Consider the following 14,079-nt stretch of genomic DNA (forward strand, 5'->3'; position numbering starts at 1 on the left):
TGATTAAGTTGTCGAACCGCCGTATATGGAACCGTACGTACGGTGGTGTGAGAGGTCAATAATTGAACTAATCAATTATCTCCTACTCGATTATTAAGGGTTCAAACGGTTAAGCATCCGTGGGAATGGAATGTTTTCACGAATGTGGTCTTGGAGAGTAATCCAAGCTAAGAATCGTTCAAGTCCCATTCCAAATCCAGAGTGTGGAATTGAACCGTACTTCCGTAAATCGTCGTACCAACCGTAATCTTCTTTACTTAAGCCGTTTTCTTCAAGCTTATTTGTGATGTATTCGTAGTCGTAGGAACGTTCAGAACCACCAATAATTTCACCATAGCCTTCTGGAGCAAGCAAGTCCGCACAGATAACTTGGCGAGAATCTTCAGGGTCTTCAGGCATGTAGAAAGCCTTGATTTCTTTAGGATAGTTCAAGATAAATACTGGCTTTTGGAATTGATCTGCCAAGTAGGTTTCTTCTGGTGAACCAAAGTCAGCACCGTATTCGACATCAAAGCCACCTTTTTGAAGCATTTCGATTGCTTCTTTATAAGTGATTCGTGGATATGGTAATTCAGTAAATGGCTTCAAACTTTCTACACTACGACCTACCATTTCAAGTTCGCGTGCACAGTGATCAATTAAGTCTTGAACCAAGTAAGCAATGTATTGCTCTTGAATCTTAAGGCTTTCATCTTGGTGCATCCAAGCCATTTCTGGTTCGATCATCCAGAATTCCATTAAGTGCCGACGAGTCTTTGATTTTTCAGCACGGAAAGTAGGACCCATCGTGTAAACGCGACCTAATGCCATGGCACCAGCTTCTGCATATAATTGACCAGATTGTGAAAGGAAAGCAGAACGATCAAAGTAGTCAGTTTCAAATAATTCTGTTGTCCCTTCAGGAGCACTTCCAGTTAGTTCTGGAGCATCAAATTGAGTAAATCCATGCTTTTCGAAGAATTCCATTGTCGCAAGCTTAACACGACTTCGAATCCGCATTAATGCCCACGGCTTGCGAGAACGTAACCATAAATGACGGTTATCAAGCAAGAAATCAATTCCATGTTCCTTGTTACCGATCGGGTAATCTTCACTTTCGCCAACAATGTCAAAGTCTTTGATGTGAATTTCATAACCAAACTTTGAACGCTTGTCTTCAGCGATTTCACCGGTTACCCAAAAACTGGTTTCTTGGTGTAAATCATGCTTAGCAGAATCAAATTTTTCTTCAGAAACATCATTTTTACGGATGATTCCTTGGAAAAATCCAGTTCCGTCACGGAGTTGTAAAAATGCAATCTTACCGCTTGAACGCTTATCAGTTAACCAAACACCAATTTTAACTGTTTCCCCAACATGCTTTGGTGCTTCACTAATTGTGATAGTTTCCACTTTTATACTCTCCCTTAAATTATAGAATTTGAATGTGGTTCTCTTCACACTTCTTAATCATATCTTCTGGCCAAATACTTGCCTGTACTTCTCCAATATGAGCTTTGCCAAGAAGGAGCATACAAAGGCGAGATTGACCAATTCCTCCACCAATTGTATATGGTAATTCGCCATTGAGCAACATTTTATGGAATGGTAATTTTTCACGATCAGTTGCATCGGCTTGTTCAAGTTGGTATTTCATTGATTCTGGACTAACCCGAATTCCCATACTTGAAATTTCAATCCGGCGTTGAAGAGGTTCATACCAGAAAATAATATCACCGTTTAAGCTCCAGTCATCATAGTCAGGTGCTCGGCCATCGTGAGGCTTACCGCTGCGTTGCAACTTGTCACCGATCTTCATTACAAAGACAGCACCAAGCTCTTTAGCAATTTTATCTTCCCGTTCAAGTGGGGTGAGGTCTGGCCACCGATCTTCAAGCTCTTGCGTTGTAACAAAGTGAATCTCATCTGGTAAATGGTAAACAGCTTGCGGGAACTTGTACCAAACTTCATGTTCCATGTGCTTAATCACTTTAAAAATATCACGAACTGTATCCTTTAAGGTTTCTTCTGTTCGTTCATCCTTGCTAATAACCTTTTCCCAGTCCCACTGGTCAACATAAATTGAGTGGAAGTTATCGAGGTCTTCTTCCTTACGAATGGCGTTCATGTTGGTGTAGAGACCTTCATGCATCCCAAAACCGTACCGCTTAAGAGCAAGACGTTTCCACTTAGCGAGAGAATGGACAACTTCAACAGTTTCGCTTGGCATATCCTTCATTTCAAACGATACTGGTTGTTCAACACCGTTTAAGTTATCGTTTAATCCAGTACTCTTTTCAACAAACATTGGGGCAGACATCCGTTGAAGGTTTAGTTCTTTACCAAATTCGTCTTGGAAAGTTTCACGAATATAACGAATAGCAGCTTCAGTTTCTCTGATTGAAAGACGTGGATCGTAATCCTTTGGAATAGTTAAGTCCATAATAGACACTCCTTAAAATAATAGATTTAGGAATGAATTAAAAAAGCCCTTCGTTCCCCTTATAATCAAGGGACGAAAGGCTTTTTTCCGCGGTACCACCCAAATTGTCTAGTATAAAACTAGGCCTCCTCAAGAGCACATCATGCTCTGCCGGTGAGGTAACGGTCCGGATCCGGCCAAGCCTACTTTAAGTAAACTTATTTGGGTTGGCAGCACTCGCGAAAGTGTTATTCACTAGTGTAGGGTCGACTGGTTTCTCACTACCACCAATTCACTGAACGAATACAACTAGTTACTCTTCTTTCTCATCGCTTTTTTATTTTGTTAATTGTATTTTAACCTAATTCATTTAAAATGCAATACTTTTTTAAATAAATTTATTTTTCGTTCTTTTTTGCAATTAAATTTAATCGTGATAATTGCCGCAGTATAACTAGTACAAGCAAGGTTTCAATCGGCCAGGTAATCAACTCTTTTGGCAAACGAATGAAGAGGAGAGCCATGAAAGTATGGCCGGTACTACTGGAACTTAAGCTCATAAGGTAAAGCCATAAAGTTGTGCCGATAACATTAGTAAGAAGAATTTGGAAAAACTCATATATTAAAATTCGTTGCCAGCTTATCCGTTGTTGGTATAGGAACATTCCTGCAATTACACCAGAGATAAATGCTGAGAGGGTAAAGCCAGGAAAGAATAAGCTTCCTGAATTTAAAATAGTATTACTAATGATATCAGATACGACCATTGACCATCCACCAATCCATGGTCCAAGGCAATAGCCAATAAGGGCGGTGGCAATAAAACCAAAACTAAATTTTAAAACCGCTGGATCTCCAATTGAAAGTTTGTTTAAGATTACCTGCAGTGCGACCAGCATAGCAGCTAAAGTTAAATTCTTTGTAGTAAAACGCGGTCCGGCAAATGATAACGTAGACATATCAATCCACTCCCTTTTGAAAATTTTGTTAGGGAACACATTGACGTTTCCGTTCATGGTGAATGCGGAATAACAAAGCAGCTAGTTATAAGCCTCCTTCTAACGTTCACATTCCGTTCCGTTAGACAATAACTCTGAGATTCCTACCCCAACAGTAGTAATATATGCTAAATATATTTATTAATCAAGGTCAAACATGTGATTTTATTTTTATCATGTCTTTATTTTGCTAGAATTAAAATTATTTAACAAGCGTAATTATTAAAATTAGAAATCATAAATTAATACTATAACACTTGAATGTTATAAAACAACAAGATAAAATGGGAGCATGAAATATTCATATAAACTAAGTGATGCTGTTCACTTATTAAGCTATTTGCACATTTATCAGGATGGTGACTTATCTAGTAAAGCGATTGCTGATAGTATTGAGTCGAATCCGAGTGTTGTTCGTCAATTAATGTCAGATTTGAGGACTGCTGGCTTGATCGTAACTAGAAAGGGGGCTGCTGAACCGCGATTAGCTAAAAATCCACGAGAGATTAACCTGTTTGATATCTACCAGGCAATAAATATGGATCATGATTTACTTCATGTTGATCCCAAAACTAATTTGAAGTGTATTGTTGGTGGAAATATTCAGGCGTCATTAGAAAAGTATTATGATCAGATTCAAGCAGCAGCTTTTAATGAGATGAAGCAAATTTCATTAGCAGATGTAATCGACGATATTCTACAACGCCAAAGTACAAAGTTAGATTTATTAAAGAAGCAGATTTAAAATAAAAACGCAACTGAGGAAAAATCCTTAGTTGCGTTTTTTATAGGGCTTTACAGTTAATTATTGTTGCGCAATTGCATCATTAACAGCTGTTTGCTCTTTGTTAATTAAATTGACTTTGCTTTCAATTACACTAATGTCCATTTTAATTTCCCGGGTTAAACCTGGTGTATTAAGTTTAGGTTCAAAGAAATCCTTAAATTCGTTCAATCGTTCCGGAGTATGGAAAACGCCAGCAGTAACAGTGATAAAGGTAGCAAATTCCATATCGCCACCAACTGTGTCATTTAACCATTGCCATTCATCACGAAGCCAATTCCAGGCCGCTTGCTGACCTGCTTTATTGGCAAGAAGTCCGCGATACCATGCTCGTAAATCTTGTGGCTTAATGATGTTAGCATCTTCAAAGTAACTAACAACTTTTGCAATTAATGCTGGATCAGTTGTATTTGGTATTGCCATTCGCAAGTCTTGTTTAAAGCTTGCGTCCGCCGTTTGTTGGTAAGCTTTGATCAATTTATCGAATAATTCAGCACTTCCGAAGTTTTGAACTTCATTTTTAAGAACCAACCCACGAATGTCCGCCGAAAGGGACTCTAATTTATCTTGATTTTCGGTGAAGATTTGGTGAGCTTGAGTAATTGAATCATTATTGCGTGCAAATAGTGAAGCACTAAGAATGTAAGGGCGCGTTAATTGATCGTCATTGCTTTCACCATCTTTAGGTAACCAACCAAGCCGCTTTATCTGATCCTTGCTTAATAAATCAAAGAATTGTCGCAGTTCTTGTTCAGCAGGAGAATCAGGTTTAGCAAACATTTTAAGGCTATTAGCAATTTGGTATAGTTCGGCGTTAACAATGGCAGAAGTACTATCTTTAAATTGCTTTAATAATGGAATTAATGACGCATAAGATACTTGTTGTCCTTGAGCAAGCAGCCGCAGATCCTGAAGAAGTTGGCGCTGGGCGATCGGGTCTAATTCATCAGCGTGATCTAAAATATCGTTTAGCAGCGTATCGTCATATTTTACGATGAAGTGTGAATTATTACCGAGATTTAGCCGGAATGGTTGATCATTCTTATCACGTAATGCTTGATAATTTCCAAGGTTAAGTTCTTGTTCCGCCATAATTTGTGGAGTTTCATCATAGTTGCTATTAAGCGGGATTTGCCATTGCCGATCAACATCTTTACCGTCACCAATGAAAAATTGCTTTTGTGATAGTACTAAGTCGCCATCATCATTAATCTTTGCTGTTACAACAGGATAGCCTGGTTGTTCAAGCCATGAATTCATGATTTTTCCAATGTTAAGCCCCGATGCGTTGCCAAGAGCTTTCCATAAGTCAGCTCCGGTTGCATTACTGTATTTATGAGCAGCAAAATAATTCTTAAGACCTTCTCGTAACGCTTTGTCACCTAAAAGTGCCCGGACCATTACTAACATTCGCGATCCTTTGGCATAAACAATCGCACCATCGAATAGGGCATCAATTTCAGCCGGATTGTTAACATCAACATGAACGGATTGAACACCGTCAGTTGCATCCCGTTGTAATGCCATTGGCGCTTCTGAGGTTTGGAAAAGTTCCCAAATGTGCCAGTCAGGCTGGAGAACATCAACAGCAACATATTCCATCATATTTGCAAAACTTTCATTGAGCCATAAATCATCCCACCACTTCATTGTCACAAGATCACCAAACCACTGGTGAGCCAGTTCGTGTGTGATGACAGTTGCAACTAATTGTTTCATTTCAAGGGAAGTATTGTCTGGATCGAGTAATAAGTAAGCTTCACGGTAGGTTACCAATCCCCAGTTTTCCATTGCACCGGCAGAGAAATCAGGTAAAGCTAACTGCCATGAGTGTGGAAGAGGGTACGGAGTTTGATAGAAATCCTCGTAAAATTCGATTGCCCGCTTAGCGATATCTAATGCAAAATCAAGTTCCTTTGGTTGGTGCGCTTTCGTTGCGAATACACCTACTTTGACGCCACCCTTTGTCTCAGTAATTCTACTTTGGAGTTCCCCAAATGCAAAGGCAACAAGATAAGTGGACATTCGCACAGTTGGTTCAAAGTAGTGGATGCCATTTTCAACGTGATCTTCTGGCATATTAGCGATAATGGTTTCGCCAGGATGCTCATCAAATTTAATTGCTAGACTGAAGGTAGCTTTAGCCTCTGGTTCATCGACACAGGGAAAAGCTTGCCGAGCAAAAGTTGTTTCAAATTGAGTTCCAATAATTTGCTTTTTCTCCCCATTAACCTCATAGTATGAGGGATAAATTCCCATCATCGAATCAGTTAACTTAGTATTATAAGTTACAGTAAAAATTACTTTACCAGTTTGCGGAAGGGTAATCCGAACTGCCTCGGCATCATTATCAATATTAAAGTCTAATTCTTGACCGTCTGCTTGAACGCTGGTGACCTGCAAATTTTTTTGATTAATTGCAATTTGAGGATCAGTCGCGTTACCAGTGATAGTTGTTTTTCCATTAATGGTTTTCTTTGCTCGATTAATATCGATAAAAACATCATAATGGTCGGGTTGGAAAGTATTATAAAAGCGTTCGAGTTTTGCCATGTAAAAGATTCCCTTCTTAATTTATTTTTAATGTTTATTATACGGCTGATGAGAAGAATTAGCTAAACTATTACCTGATTTTAGAATAGAAAAAGTTGTAGGCCAATCTTACGCTATTTCGTCTGGTCAACAACCTGTAAAAAATTAAATTTGATCTAGTGCTTCTTCAATCGGCGTATCTCCACTCCGCATCATGATTACGTGGCCGATTGTATTATCGTGTTGTAGAATATCGGCTAAAGTCTGGGCAACGTCTGGAATCGGATTAGAGGTTGCAGAACCTTCACCAATTTGAATTTTACCGGTACCAGGTTCTTCAGTTAAGTTAGCGGGTTGAAGGATAGTGTAATCAAGTTTTGTATTTGAGATGAGATAATTATCAGCAAAAAACTTGGCAATATTGTAGTCCATAATTGAAGCTAATGATGGAACTTTTGACCACATTTCGGGTTGTAAAGCATAGAGAGAGCTTAACATAATGTAACGTTTAATTCTGTCTTTTTCGGCAGCTTGCATTGTTTTAACTGCTCCCATCGCATCAGTTTGCAGTAAATCTTTGCCACGTGATCCGGCAACAAAGTAAACTACATCCATGCCCTTCATTAATTCAGCGATTTTTTCAACACTATCATGTAGGTTCAATTTAACAGCAGTAACGTGGTTTAACTTAATAACTTTTTCCGGATGGTGAGCACCAGCTGCAACTTCATTACCAGTAGCAACTAAATCTTTAATTAAGTCAGTAGCAACACGGCCTGAACCACCGACAACAAATACTTTCTTCATAATTAATCAACCTCCTAGATAGAATTTTAACGCAGTCCATACAATTTATAATTAAAAGTGACTTACTAAATACAATTTAAGCTTATTTTTTATAAGCAGTAAAGGATTGATGATTACTTAAAATAGAAAAGCTTTAATTCAATAATTTTGCCTAAAATGCGGTATCATTAATAATGTATAAGTCATTTTAGAATTTTAGGCAAAGAAGGGATTTATTGTGACTGAAGAACACGATTTAACCTCAAAAATGGTTGAAAAATTAAAGAAAGAATTTCATTCACGTAAAGATGCAGAAATTATTGCCCGGGCAATACAAAAAAATGGGATTAAAGCTGTGAGTGAAGATCCAACGGCAAGTGAACGTCTTCATCGCGCATTTTCTTATGAAATTAAGACAGGTAAGCCAACCAACCAGCGTCATAGTGGGCGTTGCTGGTCTTTTGCAGCATTAAACACATTACGTCATAAGTTTGCGACGAAATATAAGTTCAAGGACTTTGAATTGTCACAAAATTATCTGTTTTTCTGGGACCGAATTGAGCGGGCAAATATGTTTTTCCAAAAGATTATTGCAACTGCTGATAAGCCTTTGCATGATCGAACCGTTGATTTCTACCTTAGTTTTGCATTAAATGATGGTGGGCAATGGGCTAATGCTGCTTCTATTATCGAAAAATATGGTGTTGTTCCAGAATATGTAATGCCTGATACGCATAATACGAAGGATACTTCAGATGTGGCCGAAGTATTTGATAGTTTAATGCGCAAAGATGCAATTGAATTGCGGGCAATGGTGCAAACTAATGCCAGTGCAGCGGAATTACAGGAAGCACAAGAACGAATGATGGGTGATGTTTATAAGATTGCAGCTTATTCATTTGGTGAACCGCCTGCAAAATTTGATCTTGAATATCGGGATGATGATAAAAAGTTCCACCAAGTTCTTGGCTTAACGCCATTAAAGTTCTATCATGAATACTTTGATACAAACTTAAGTGACTATGTTGTAGTTACTAACGCTCCTGATCATGAAATGGATCGGAGTTATTTAATGCCAGCGCAAGATAGTGTGGTTGATGGTTTGCCAATTAAATTTGTTAATGTTCCTTTTGAAGAATTACAAAAAGGAGCCATCAAACAATTGCAAGCTGGTGAAACGGTTTGGGTTGGAAATGATGTTCTCCAACAAATGGACCGTAAGCGAGGCTTGATGGATGCGAAATTATATCATCGAGAGGAATTGCTTGATGTTGACTTTGTAATGGATAAGAAGCACCGTTTGGAAACTAAACAAGCCGTCGTTTCTCATGCAATGACATTAACAGGCTTTGACATGGTAAATGATCAACCTACACGATGGAAGATTGAAAACAGTTGGGGTAAAGATAATGGCGATAACGGATACTTTGTAATGACCCAAGATTGGTTTGAAGAGTATACTTATGAAGCTGTTATTAATAAGAAGTACCTTAGCGATCGAGTAAAGAAAGTAGCTGACAGTGAACCCGTTACTCTGCCAGCTTGGGATTCTTTGCAGTAAAATATAAATAGTGAAGTACACACGGAGAGGTTGGGAAACAAAACCCAATCTCTTTATTTGTTTCTTGGGAAATCATTTAACTTCCCAAAATAGTTGTATGATAGTAATTAGAATTTAATTAAAATCATACAAAGAAAGCAGGGGAATTGATGGCGAAGGAAAAATCGATTTTTACAAAAGATGTTGTGCTCGTAATGGCAGCCTCATTCTTTTTTATGTTTAGTAATATGTACTGTAACCCATTGATTAACGGTTATGCTCAAGATTTAGGCGCATCAAGTGCTTTTGCAGGTATAATCGTTGGAATGATGAGCATTGTTTCAATGTTTTTGCGACCAATTGCTGGTAATCTGACTGATCGTTTTTCAAAATATTCATTAGCTTTTTGGGGTGGAATATTGTGCTTTATTGGGGTTGCAGGTTATGTGTTAACGCCTAATAGCACTTTCTTGTTAATATGCCGTTTGGTTAATGGATTAGGATTTGTATTATGTACAGTTTGTATGACAACCTGGCTATCATATTTAGTTCCATTTAATCATGTTGGCGAAGCAATGAGCTTTTATGGACTGATGAACGCTTTGGCAATGGCATGTGCCCCCGCTGTATCAATTAACTTATATCGAATTATTGGTTATCGAGCTGCAATGGTGATTTCAGCATTATCGGCTTTACTGGTTGTTGTCACAATACAGTTTGTCAGTAATCGCGCCCAACCGGTAGCCCACTCTGTAAAACAAAGTGGCTTCCATATTAAAATTATTCAGCGAGATGCTATTCCAGTTGCCCTTTTAACAGCTTTATTTGCTATCCCATATTTTGCAACGCAGGCAGATATTGTTGAATATGCTGAACAACGGCACTTATCTATTGCTGTCGGCGCTTATTTCTTAATTTATGCTGTCGTTCTTTTACTTAGCCGGTTATTCTTACGGACCCAATTTGATACTGTCCGTTTTGAACCATGGTTGATTTTAAGCACGGTTGCAACAATCTTTTATCTTATTATGTTAAGTATTATGAAAAATAACATTGAAATGGCACTGGCAGCTGCTGGAATGGCATTTGGCTATGGTATTATTTATTCTGTTTGTCAGTCAACAGCAATGATGCTAGCTCCAGATAATGAACGCGGTCTAGCAAGTTCGACATTCTTTCTCGGCCTTGATATTGGAATGACGCTTGGGCCAATCATCGGGGGAATTATTGATAGTACGTTACCTGTGAAATATTTTTATCCCGTAATGCTATTCATTATTCCATTAGTTATTATTATTTTCCTAGTAAACCGAAAGAAACTGAATAGTGCAATTGACCAGCATTAGAGGTAATAAAATGAAAAAATTAGAAAAGTTGACTGGTGTCTGTAGTTTATTATTAAATTTAATGCCTTTTCTGCTGTATATTTCTCTTACTAAAGAGCAGTCTGATGTCTTTATTGGTGCTTTGCCCTTCGCTATTTTCTATGCTTTCCGGCATACAATTTTGTTATTTTGCCGTGATTTAGAATATGATTATCAACGACTGGCCTGGATTGGTCTTTATAGTGGAATTATTGGTTACTTTTTAGGGATGCTTGGCGGATTTCAACCAATCTTCTGGGACTTGTCAGGTGTAGGTGCTGGGATTGCTTCTCGACTATTTCCAACCGCAATAAGTCAGCGGAGACGATTAATAAAGCAAGGACTCTTACCTCAGCAGGATCATCTTAAGCCGCTTTTTCAAGTTATTATAGTTTTGATTGTGCTTGGGATAATTGTGTGGATAAAGAAGCCAGTAATTAGTTTTGCTTTAATGTTAATCATTACTTTTGGTGCAATGGGATCAATTTGGGAAACACCCCATGCAATTCGTCCGCTGCCAGTTCGTCTGCATGGGGCTAATTACTTACTAGCATTAATTTTGCTTGGTGCGATGTTACTGTTGCGATTAGGGAGAATTTTAGGCTTTGGGAAACCACTTGAATGGGGAACTGCTCTTTTATTAATCTTCCTCATTACGATGATCCTTGCTTTACTGGTAAACCATCGGCGATTACTTCATTATCCCAATCATTTACGGCAACGAATAATGCTTTATGGTGCTTGTGGTCAGTATTGGACCTTATATAGTACTGTCTTTATTGGTATTTTGTATGGCACAAAAATGTATTCTTGGACAATTGTTGCTTACTTATTTGCTTTCGTCTTTGGAGGATTATTGGTAAAACAAACCCACCGTTTATTCCAATTTAAGGATTACCAAGTTAACTTAGTGATGCTAACAATTGGAATTCTCTTAACATTTTGGTTGCCGACATATTTTATTGGCGTATTTATTATCCGTAGCTTTGCCGGTGCAGAACGTAAAACAGCAATTGATGACTACGAGAAAGCAACCCATAATTATAGTATTTCTTCGATCGTTAATTATTACTATGCATCAATCGCGGGGATAATTTCCCAATTAGTAATGTGGGGAAGTTTATTCATTTTTGCCGGAACAACAGGAATGAATAGAATTTTTGGTGCGTTTTCGGTGGGAAAAACAAGTATTCAAAGCTTTCCAATTATCATGAATACGCATCTTATTCTTGCGGGTTACATGATTATATTTATAATGGCATTGGCGTTTAGATTAAAGAACACAAAAAAGCAAGAACTTAGATAGAAATATCTTTGTCCTTGCTTTTTACAATTTCTTGGCACCAATGATTAAGATGTTTTTTAGTGATGACACACAAACCATCATCGCCAACCTGCTTCATTTCGTCAGTACACATGATTTTAATGTCACCAGTTTGTTTTGCTCTGTTTTCACCCCAGTAATTTAAATAACGAAGGGCAGCATAAAGGTTCTCACCCTCAGGAGTTAAGCGATATTCAACGTGCGGAGGAATTGTATTGAAACTTTTACGGATAACGAGGCCGGTATCTGTCATTTCGCGAAGCTGGTCACTCAAGACTTTATATGAAGTTCCTAGTTGCTTAACTAGTTCACTTGTCCGTCGGGGATGACCAGCTAAAAGATAGAGAATAACGGACTTCCACTTACCACCGATGATTGCTAGAGCGTAGTCTGCTCCAGTATTATACATTTTAGGTTGCCGTTCCATTAAAATTCCTCCTTTAACGTTTACAATAATTATATAACGTTCAAGAGGATGAAGAAAAATAAGTTTACTTAATTAATTTGAACATCTCTTCGTCATCAAGATGAGTCTTTTCCCCAGCTGGTGCCTCAATTGAACCAAATGGCATTTCGGCACGCAATTGCCAATCAGCTGGAAGATTAAATGCTTGATGAATTGCATCATCAATCAATGGGTTATAATGTTGAAGACTGGCACCGATTCCTTGTTCTGCGAGTGCTGTCCAAACGGCTTGTTGAGCACCACCGAGGCCTTGTTCAGCCCAGTTTGCAAAATTAGCTGCATATGATGGATAATCATTCTCTAATTGGTGCACAATTGTAGTGTCAGTAAAGTAGAGGATCGTTCCATAACCAGCTTTGAAACTATCAATCTTGGCCTTTGTTTTTTCAAAAGCATCTGGACTCTTAGCGATTTTGCGTAAAGCATCCTCAACAATTTCCCATACTTTATCTGATGACTTGCCAAATAATACGACTGCCCGTACTGTTTGACTATTAAAAGCAGTTGGTGAGTTTTTGATTGTTTGCTTCACTAAGTCAAAAATTTCTTCTGGTGTTTGTGAAAGATTATCACCAAGCGCATAGATTGAACGACGATTTGCAACTAAACTATTAAATTGTGAATTCATAATAATCACTCCCGTACATTTATTTACTTACTAATAGTAACTGAAAAACAAAAATATACAAGAAGTGAATTTTATTTCACCAGAGAAAGGAGAAAAAATGGTCGAAAAAGATTGTCCGATTGAGAATACGCTTAAGTTAATAAATGGAAAGTGGAAAAGCGTAATTATATATCAAATTAGTGAATATGAGCCCTGCCGTTTTTCAGAGCTGCAAAAATTAATTCCGGATTGTTCAAAGAGAATGTTGGCTCTTCAACTAAAGGACTTAGAGGAAGCAAGTATTATTCAAAAGCGTGTTTATTCGACAGTGCCGCCTAAGACTGAGTATTCATTGACGGAAGTAGGAAAAAGTTTGGTACCAATAATTAGGTCAATTAACCAGTGGGGCAAAAAATATACTAAAAAATAAAATTTTGCCGATTACTTGTCCATCAATCATATCTTACCTGAGTGTAACTACCTTACTTGTATGTACTTACTTTTAATTGGTACAGAGAATTGTATACTAAAAGTAGAATTTATGAGGAGGTAGAAATAATGGCAAGAGAAGTTTTGATTCTAGGTGCAACGGGAAAAATTGCTGGACACGCAATTGATGCATTGTTAGCAAATGGCAATGATGAATTATTACTATTTACTCGGCACCCACAAAATATGAATGTTGTCGATGAAAATCGCGAAACAGTTATTAAAGGGGATGTCCTAAATATTGGTGATTTAGAGCCAGCAATTGAACGAGCAGATGTGGTTTATGCTAATTTACGTAATCCTGAAATTACGCAACAAGCTAAAAACATTGTTAGTTTGATGGAAAAATATGATGTAAAGCCGTTAGTCTGGATTTCTTCGATTGGAATCTATGATGAGGTTCCAGGTAAATTTGGTGAGTGGAATAATGAAATGTTAGGTGGCGGCCAAAAAGATAGCTATTTAGGAACTTATCGCAGTGCTGCCGATGTAATTGAAAATTCAACCCTTGATTACACGATCATTCGTCCTGCTTGGTTAACGGATAAGGATGAAGTTGATTACGAAACGACTGCAAAAGGAGAACCATTTAAAGGTACCGAGGTCTCGCGAAAGTCAATTGGTAATTTTGTAGCAAAAATTATTGATGATCCGGCACCATATGCACGAAAAAACTTTGGTGTGAATAAACCAAATACAGACGGGGATAAACCTGCCTGGTATTAAATGTTAGTGTAAGATTTTCATAGGTTGGATGAATAATTCATCTGGTCGTGGAAATCTTTTTT

General features: G+C 37.8%; 13 protein-coding genes, 1 riboswitch and 1 other annotated feature. Of the genes, 6 read left to right on the forward strand and 7 right to left on the reverse strand.

Annotation, left to right across the window (positions count from 1 at the left end; all coding sequences use genetic code 11):
• Positions 1–93: 93 nt before the first annotated feature.
• From asnS to AACL61_RS03420, 3 genes are all read right to left on the reverse strand, one after another.
• The gene (asnS, locus tag AACL61_RS03410) at positions 94–1,392 is read right to left on the reverse strand and encodes an asparagine--tRNA ligase (protein ID WP_003665123.1); all 1,299 of its coding nucleotides are present in this window, start codon (positions 1,390–1,392) and stop codon (positions 94–96) included.
• Positions 1,393–1,411: 19 nt separating this feature from the next.
• The gene (gene asnA / locus AACL61_RS03415) at positions 1,412–2,422 is read right to left on the reverse strand and encodes an aspartate--ammonia ligase (protein WP_003665121.1); all 1,011 of its coding nucleotides are present in this window, start codon (positions 2,420–2,422) and stop codon (positions 1,412–1,414) included.
• Positions 2,423–2,487: 65 nt separating this feature from the next.
• Positions 2,488–2,740: a binding site (T-box leader), on the reverse strand.
• A 59-nt stretch (positions 2,741–2,799) separates the two neighbouring features.
• Entirely contained in the window at positions 2,800–3,360 is a 561-nt protein-coding gene (locus tag AACL61_RS03420; protein WP_180977159.1) for a folate family ECF transporter S component, read from the reverse strand.
• 54 nt (positions 3,361–3,414) lie between these two features.
• Positions 3,415–3,513: riboswitch (THF riboswitch) on the reverse strand.
• Between the two features lie 178 nt (positions 3,514–3,691).
• On the opposite strand from AACL61_RS03420, the gene AACL61_RS03425 reads away from it, so the two are divergent.
• The gene (locus AACL61_RS03425) at positions 3,692–4,144 is read left to right on the forward strand and encodes an Rrf2 family transcriptional regulator (RefSeq protein ID WP_216578137.1); all 453 of its coding nucleotides are present in this window, start codon (positions 3,692–3,694) and stop codon (positions 4,142–4,144) included.
• A 60-nt stretch (positions 4,145–4,204) separates the two neighbouring features.
• Here AACL61_RS03425 and AACL61_RS03430 read toward each other — a convergent pair whose 3' ends face one another.
• The gene (locus tag AACL61_RS03430) at positions 4,205–6,736 is read right to left on the reverse strand and encodes a M1 family metallopeptidase (RefSeq protein ID WP_339110997.1); all 2,532 of its coding nucleotides are present in this window, start codon (positions 6,734–6,736) and stop codon (positions 4,205–4,207) included.
• Between the two features lie 144 nt (positions 6,737–6,880).
• Positions 6,881–7,522 carry an NAD(P)H-binding protein gene (locus AACL61_RS03435; RefSeq protein WP_339110998.1) on the reverse strand — a complete coding sequence of 214 codons (642 nt, stop codon included), beginning with the start codon at positions 7,520–7,522 and terminating at the stop codon, positions 6,881–6,883.
• A 217-nt stretch (positions 7,523–7,739) separates the two neighbouring features.
• Here AACL61_RS03435 and AACL61_RS03440 point away from each other — a divergent pair, with 217 nt between their 5' ends.
• The 3 genes from AACL61_RS03440 (at position 7,740) to AACL61_RS03450 (ending at position 11,711) form a co-directional block, all read left to right on the forward strand.
• Positions 7,740–9,062 (forward strand): C1 family peptidase, encoded by a 1,323-nt coding sequence (locus AACL61_RS03440; RefSeq protein WP_102816866.1) that lies wholly within the window; start codon positions 7,740–7,742, stop codon positions 9,060–9,062.
• A gap of 149 nt (positions 9,063–9,211) precedes the next feature.
• Positions 9,212–10,387 carry an MFS transporter gene (locus tag AACL61_RS03445; RefSeq protein ID WP_102816865.1) on the forward strand — a complete coding sequence of 392 codons (1,176 nt, stop codon included), beginning with the start codon at positions 9,212–9,214 and terminating at the stop codon, positions 10,385–10,387.
• Positions 10,388–10,397: 10 nt separating this feature from the next.
• Positions 10,398–11,711, forward strand: a complete 1,314-nt coding sequence (locus AACL61_RS03450) for a hypothetical protein (protein WP_102816864.1) — start codon at positions 10,398–10,400, stop codon at positions 11,709–11,711.
• Here the strand turns inward: AACL61_RS03450 and AACL61_RS03455 are convergent.
• Positions 11,704–12,156, reverse strand: coding sequence for a winged helix-turn-helix transcriptional regulator (locus AACL61_RS03455; RefSeq protein ID WP_339110999.1), 453 nt, complete (start codon positions 12,154–12,156; stop codon positions 11,704–11,706). The genes AACL61_RS03450 and AACL61_RS03455 overlap by 8 nt on opposite strands.
• A 64-nt stretch (positions 12,157–12,220) precedes the next feature.
• Positions 12,221–12,823 carry a nitroreductase family protein gene (locus AACL61_RS03460; protein ID WP_102816862.1) on the reverse strand — a complete coding sequence of 201 codons (603 nt, stop codon included), beginning with the start codon at positions 12,821–12,823 and terminating at the stop codon, positions 12,221–12,223.
• Between the two features lie 97 nt (positions 12,824–12,920).
• On the opposite strand from AACL61_RS03460, the gene AACL61_RS03465 reads away from it, so the two are divergent.
• Together AACL61_RS03465 and AACL61_RS03470 are read left to right on the forward strand one after the other, a co-directional pair.
• Complete coding sequence (locus AACL61_RS03465; protein ID WP_094501394.1) at positions 12,921–13,232, forward strand: winged helix-turn-helix transcriptional regulator; 312 nt, start codon at positions 12,921–12,923, stop codon at positions 13,230–13,232.
• Positions 13,233–13,360: 128 nt separating this feature from the next.
• Positions 13,361–14,017, forward strand: coding sequence for an NAD(P)H-binding protein (locus tag AACL61_RS03470; protein WP_102816861.1), 657 nt, complete (start codon positions 13,361–13,363; stop codon positions 14,015–14,017).
• Positions 14,018–14,079: the final 62 nt, after the last annotated feature.

It is taken from the genome of Limosilactobacillus reuteri subsp. porcinus (assembly GCF_036621895.1).
Taxonomy (GTDB): domain Bacteria; phylum Bacillota; class Bacilli; order Lactobacillales; family Lactobacillaceae; genus Limosilactobacillus; species Limosilactobacillus reuteri_J.

Coding starts and splice junctions, on each gene's coding strand:
- asnA (WP_003665121.1), bottom strand. CDS start 2,422: ATGGACTTAACTATTCCAAAGGATTACGATCCACGTCTTTCAATCAGA.
- AACL61_RS03420 (WP_180977159.1), bottom strand. CDS start 3,360: ATGTCTACGTTATCATTTGCCGGACCGCGTTTTACTACAAAGAATTTA.
- AACL61_RS03425 (WP_216578137.1), top strand. CDS start 3,692: ATGAAATATTCATATAAACTAAGTGATGCTGTTCACTTATTAAGCTAT.
- AACL61_RS03430 (WP_339110997.1), bottom strand. CDS start 6,736: ATGGCAAAACTCGAACGCTTTTATAATACTTTCCAACCCGACCATTAT.
- AACL61_RS03435 (WP_339110998.1), bottom strand. CDS start 7,522: ATGAAGAAAGTATTTGTTGTCGGTGGTTCAGGCCGTGTTGCTACTGAC.
- AACL61_RS03445 (WP_102816865.1), top strand. CDS start 9,212: ATGGCGAAGGAAAAATCGATTTTTACAAAAGATGTTGTGCTCGTAATG.
- AACL61_RS03450 (WP_102816864.1), top strand. CDS start 10,398: ATGAAAAAATTAGAAAAGTTGACTGGTGTCTGTAGTTTATTATTAAAT.
- AACL61_RS03455 (WP_339110999.1), bottom strand. CDS start 12,156: ATGGAACGGCAACCTAAAATGTATAATACTGGAGCAGACTACGCTCTA.
- AACL61_RS03460 (WP_102816862.1), bottom strand. CDS start 12,823: ATGAATTCACAATTTAATAGTTTAGTTGCAAATCGTCGTTCAATCTAT.
- AACL61_RS03465 (WP_094501394.1), top strand. CDS start 12,921: ATGGTCGAAAAAGATTGTCCGATTGAGAATACGCTTAAGTTAATAAAT.
- AACL61_RS03470 (WP_102816861.1), top strand. CDS start 13,361: ATGGCAAGAGAAGTTTTGATTCTAGGTGCAACGGGAAAAATTGCTGGA.